The following is a 4,472-nucleotide window of genomic DNA, read 5'->3' as shown; positions in this document are numbered from 1 at the left end:
GGACGGCGTCGTGCCGATGGACCAGGCGTGGGCCGAAACGGTGTTTTTGAGGATGCTGAAGCTCGCCCGGCGGCATGCGCTTCCGATGTCGGTGCACCTGAGAAAGAGCGCCTCGCGGCTTCAGTGGGCGATGCGCCGGGCGGGCCTTCCCGAGGTCCCCGGCGTCATCCACGCCTTCAACGGGTCGGACGTCGAGCGCGACCGCTTCCTCGCGATGGGCTGGAAGCTCGGTTTCGGCGGCGCCGCGACCTACGACGGGAGCCTGAGGATCCGGCGGCATCTGGCGGAACTTCCCGCCGACCGATGGGTGCTGGAGACCGACGCCCCCGACATGCCGAGCACGACGCGGCGCGACCGCGGCGAAGAGAGCCGACCCTCCGACATGGCGGAGGTGTTGGGACACGCCGCGGCCCTTCGCGGGATCAGTCCGGAAGAGGCCGTGCGGGTGTCGATGGAGAACGCCTTGGCCGCGTTCCCGCGCTTGGCCGGTGCGATCGAAGCGGGCGCCGGTTCGGCCTGGGCGAAGCTCGGCCTCTGAACGCCGGGTCGGTCGAGCCGTCCGACTCGGACCAATGGCAATCAGTGCGCCTGGGCGCCCCAGCTGAGGATCGGCCAACCTTTGAGCAACGCCTCCTGACGGAGCACGTCGTCGGGGTTCACCACCGCGCAGTGACCGGCTTCGCGTGCGAGCGGCAGGTCGTTTCGGCTGTCCGTAAAGAAGATCACGTCCTCGGGGCGGATGCCGTGGGCCTTCCCCCATTCGCGAAGGCGCGTCACCTTCCCGTCGCGGAAGGACGGCGTCCCCACGATCTCACCCGTGGGGATCCCGTCCCTGAACGCCACGTCGACCCCGATCGCCTCCTCGACGCCGAGACCCTCGGCGACGGGCTTCACGATGAAGCTGACGGTCGCCGAGATGATCAGCACCGGAATCCCGCGGCGCTTCGCCGCACGGATCACCGCAGCGCCTTCCGGGTAGGCCTTGGGGAGCACGGTTTCGCGCACGAACCGCGTGAGGAGCGCGTTGAACTGCACCGGCGTCAGATGGGCGACCGCAGGCGCCGTCTCCCGCACGAACCAATGGATGTCGAGCGTCCCCTCGCGGTAGCGGTGCGCCATCTCGACCGCGACCTGCCGGTAGCGGGGATCCGAGGTCGTCCCCGAGCGGTAGAGCCAGTCGGTCCAGTCAAGCGTCGAGTCGCCGTGAATGAGCGTCTCGTCGAGGTCGAACACGGCGGCGGCCGCCTCACGGCCGTCGGGGAGTCGGAAGTCGAAGTCGGTTTCGGTCATCGGTTGGATTCGTGTGGTTCGTGCGGGTTGTGGTTGAGAGAAATCAGCCGCGGCCTGAGAGCTGGCGCACGAGCGCCGGGAGTTCGGTGAGGTCGCGGATGACGGCGTGCGCGCCCGCGTCGCGGAAGACCTGGGCGGTGCGGTCACGGTGTCGGGCGCGGGAGGCGTCGTCGAGCGCCTCCCATTCGGCGCGGTAGAGCCCCATGACGGAGGAGCCGTCGGTGATGCCCACCGTGAAGGCGCCGGCGGCGAGCCCTTCCTTCACGTCGGAGACGGTGTCGCCCACCTTCATGACGGCGCCGACCGAGGCGACCTCGAGCAGCCGCATGGCCTTGAAGACCATGAAGGGCCAGGGGCGGCCCTTCCCGCCCACGTCTTCGGCGGTGACGACCGCGTCGGGGGCGTAGCCCGCACGCGCGGCGGCGGGCTCGACGACGTCCATCATCTTCCGGGTGAAGCCCGTCGTGCTCCCGATCCTGAGGCCCATGGCGCGAAGTTCCGCGACGCACTCGAGGAGCCCCGGCTTCAGGTCGCAGTGGCGGTCCAATACCGCCATCAGGGCGGGCTCGAACTTCGCGTAGACGGCATGCGCATCCGCGTCCGTCGGCGCCCGGCCGAAGGCCGCCTCAAAACGCGCGGCGACGTCGGGCATCGCGAGCATCGTGCGGATGTGGTCGATCTTGAGCATCCCCATCGGGGCGCGGGTTTCGGCTTCGGTGACTTCGACGCCGTACGCGCGGAAGGCTTCACGGAAGGCGGAGACCGGGGAGAGCGACCCGAAGTCGACGGTGGTGCCCGCCCAGTCGAAGACGACGCATTCGATATGGTTCATGAGAATTCCAGGAATGGTGGGTTCAATGGAGTTTAGCGGCGGTTGCGGACGACGTCCGCAAAAAGCGCGAGGATCTTCTCGACGTCTTCGTCGTAGATCTCGCCGATGTTCCCCAGGCGGAAGGTTTCCTTCTGGGTGAGCTTCCCCGGATAGATGACGTAGCCCTTCGCCTTCAAGGCCGCGTAGAGCTCCGGAAAGCGGAAGTCGTCCGAGGGGTAGAAGAAGGTCGTGATGATGGGGCCCTGGTGTTCGGGGCCGACGTAGGGCTTGAAGCCCAGCGCCTCCATCCCTTCGCGAAGACGGCGGTTGCTGCGCGCGTAGCGCGCGGCGCGGGCGGCGACGCCGCCCTCAAGGTCGAGTTCGCGGAGCGCCTGCCGGAAGGCGGCGACGACGTGCGTGGGCGACGTGAAGCGCCACTTGCCCGCGTCCTTTTCCAGAACGCGCCACTGGTCGTAGAGATCGAGCGACACCGTCCGGGCGTTGCCTTCCGCGGCTTCGATGACGCTTCGGCGGCAGATGATGAAGGAAAAGCCCGGCACCCCCTGGATGCACTTGTTGGCGGACGAAATGAGGACGTCGATCCCGAGGGCCGGCATGTCGACGTCGACCGCGCCGAAGGAGCTCATCGCGTCGACGATCATGATCCGCTCGGCGGCCTTGACGACCTTCGCGACCGAGGCGACGTCGTTCAGAATCCCCGTCGTCGTTTCGTTGTGGACCATCGAGACGTGGGTGACCTCGGGGTGTCGGGCGAGGTGGGCCTCCACGACGCGGGCGTCGGGCGTCTCGTCCCAGGCGAAGTCGATGCGCGAGAAGGCGACCTTGTGGCGCGCGAGGATCTGGCACATGCGCTCGGAGTAGGCGCCGTTGACGAGAACGAGCACGTGGTCCTTCGCGCCCGGAAGGCTCGAGAGCACGGACTCCACCCCGAAGGTGCCGGACCCCTGCATGAGGACCGTCGTGAAGTCGTCGCCGCAGTGGGCGAGCTTCAGGAGTTCGGCGCGGATCTCCTGCGTCATCCGCTTGTAGTCGTCGTCCCAGGTGCAGCGGTCGACGAGCATCGCTTCGCGCACCGTGAGCGACGTGGTGAGCGGACCGGGCGTGAGGAGCTTGTAGGTGTTGGGATCGTGGTTGAGCATGGTCTCTTGGGGTCTCTTTGGGTCGTGAGTTGCGGCTGTTGAGTTCTCGAAGGACATGAATGAAAAATCCTTGAGAATCAATGACTTGTGAAATTTCGGTCAAACTTCAGGGATGCGCCGACCCCACGCCGGCGTCTTCAAGGACGCCGGGCGCCGGGGTTTCGTTTCGGAGAAAGTCGGGCGGAGGCGGGGTCGGTGCGGTGAAGTGAAGCGGATCGGATCGGATCGAATCCGGAAAGGCGTCTGCGGTCCCGGCGGGTCAGGGCCGTAGCTCGGGGGCGGCGTGCCGCCTTACTGGCCCTTCACGAGGTTCTGGTGCTTCTGAAGGAGTTCAACCGTGAGCGGTTCGGGGAACTGCTTCGGGTTGGCGGGCTGGTTGTCCGCCGTCACCTTTTCGTTCGGGTAGAGCGCGACCGGATAGTTCCGGAGGAGCTCCGTGCGGCCGAACTGGATGATCGTCTGGACGACCTTCTGGGCGTTCGGGTTGGTCTTCTCACCCTTGTTGACGACCGCGGCCGCCTCCATCAGGGTGAAGTTCCCTTCCTTCGGGTCGATGAAGTCGATGGGGAGGCCCTTCGCCTTGTCGGCGACCGCCTGGTGGCGAAGCCCGAAGCCCACGGCGACCTCACCCGCGCGGATCTTCTTCAGGGGGCCCGAGCCCGACTTTTCCAGGTGGGCGCCCGCGTTCTTTTCGATCTGACGGATGACGGCGGCGCCCGCCTCCTCACCCTTTTCGGCGATCATCGCCTGCGTCATGAGCCAGGAGGTCGAGCTCCCCATGATGTCGGGGACCGCGATGTGGCCGGCGTAGGCCGGGTCGGCGAGGTCCTCGATCGAGGCCGGCGCCTTGAGGCCGTCGTCTTTGAGCACCTGCGTGTTGACGAAGAGGGAGCCCGAGAGCCCGAGGATCGGCGCGTAGTAGTCGGGCGTCGGGTTGATCGTCTGGACCTTCCCTTCGAGCGGGAGGAACATCGACTTCTGCTTCTGGAGGCTCTCCAGATAGTAGGTGCTGATCGTCACCACGTCGGCTTCGATGTTGGTGCCTTCGGCGACCAACTTCCCGCCCAACTCCGACGTCCCGAAGCCCTGCATCAGGTAGGCGCCTTTGAGGCCGTTCTTGTCGAGGGCGTTCTTCATCGCCACCTGGGCTTCTTCGTCGGCGTTCGTGTAGATGACGACCGGAGGCGCGGAGGTGTTCCCGGCGGGGGCGG

At 66.8% G+C, this 4,472-nt stretch carries 5 protein-coding genes; 1 reads left to right on the top strand and 4 read right to left on the bottom strand.

Annotated elements, in window-relative coordinates; genetic code table 11:
* Positions 1 to 538: TatD family hydrolase (locus tag HMPREF9440_RS12010; protein ID WP_245523582.1), on the top strand; the 538-nt coding region annotated here is incomplete at its 5' end.
* A gap of 41 nt (positions 539 to 579) precedes the next feature.
* Here HMPREF9440_RS12010 and HMPREF9440_RS06645 read toward each other — a convergent pair.
* The 4 genes from HMPREF9440_RS06645 to HMPREF9440_RS06630 all read right to left on the bottom strand — a co-directional run.
* Positions 580 to 1,290, bottom strand: a complete 711-nt coding sequence (locus HMPREF9440_RS06645; RefSeq protein WP_008542693.1) for an HAD family hydrolase — start codon at positions 1,288 to 1,290, stop codon at positions 580 to 582.
* 43 nt (positions 1,291 to 1,333) lie between these two features.
* Positions 1,334 to 2,122: a phosphonoacetaldehyde hydrolase gene (gene phnX / locus HMPREF9440_RS06640; RefSeq protein ID WP_008542691.1), complete on the bottom strand. Its 789-nt coding sequence runs from the start codon at positions 2,120 to 2,122 to the stop codon at positions 1,334 to 1,336.
* Positions 2,123 to 2,154: 32 nt separating this feature from the next.
* Positions 2,155 to 3,261: a 2-aminoethylphosphonate--pyruvate transaminase gene (locus HMPREF9440_RS06635; RefSeq protein ID WP_008542690.1), complete on the bottom strand. Its 1,107-nt coding sequence runs from the start codon at positions 3,259 to 3,261 to the stop codon at positions 2,155 to 2,157.
* Between the two features lie 291 nt (positions 3,262 to 3,552).
* Positions 3,553 to 4,472 (bottom strand): ABC transporter substrate-binding protein (locus HMPREF9440_RS06630; RefSeq protein ID WP_008542688.1); only part of this gene is annotated, 920 nt, incomplete at its 5' end.

Origin of the sequence: Sutterella parvirubra YIT 11816, from assembly GCF_000250875.1 — a bacterium.
In the GTDB taxonomy this organism is placed as follows: domain Bacteria; phylum Pseudomonadota; class Gammaproteobacteria; order Burkholderiales; family Burkholderiaceae_F; genus Sutterella; species Sutterella parvirubra.
This window is presented reverse-complemented; position numbering and strand designations above follow the sequence as displayed.

What these genes read in the sequence shown, in the direction of transcription:
- HMPREF9440_RS06645 (WP_008542693.1), bottom strand. Translation starts at nt 1,290, where the DNA reads ATGACCGAAACCGACTTCGACTTCCGACTCCCCGACGGCCGTGAGGCG.
- phnX (WP_008542691.1), bottom strand. Translation starts at nt 2,122, where the DNA reads ATGAACCATATCGAATGCGTCGTCTTCGACTGGGCGGGCACCACCGTC.
- HMPREF9440_RS06635 (WP_008542690.1), bottom strand. Translation starts at nt 3,261, where the DNA reads ATGCTCAACCACGATCCCAACACCTACAAGCTCCTCACGCCCGGTCCG.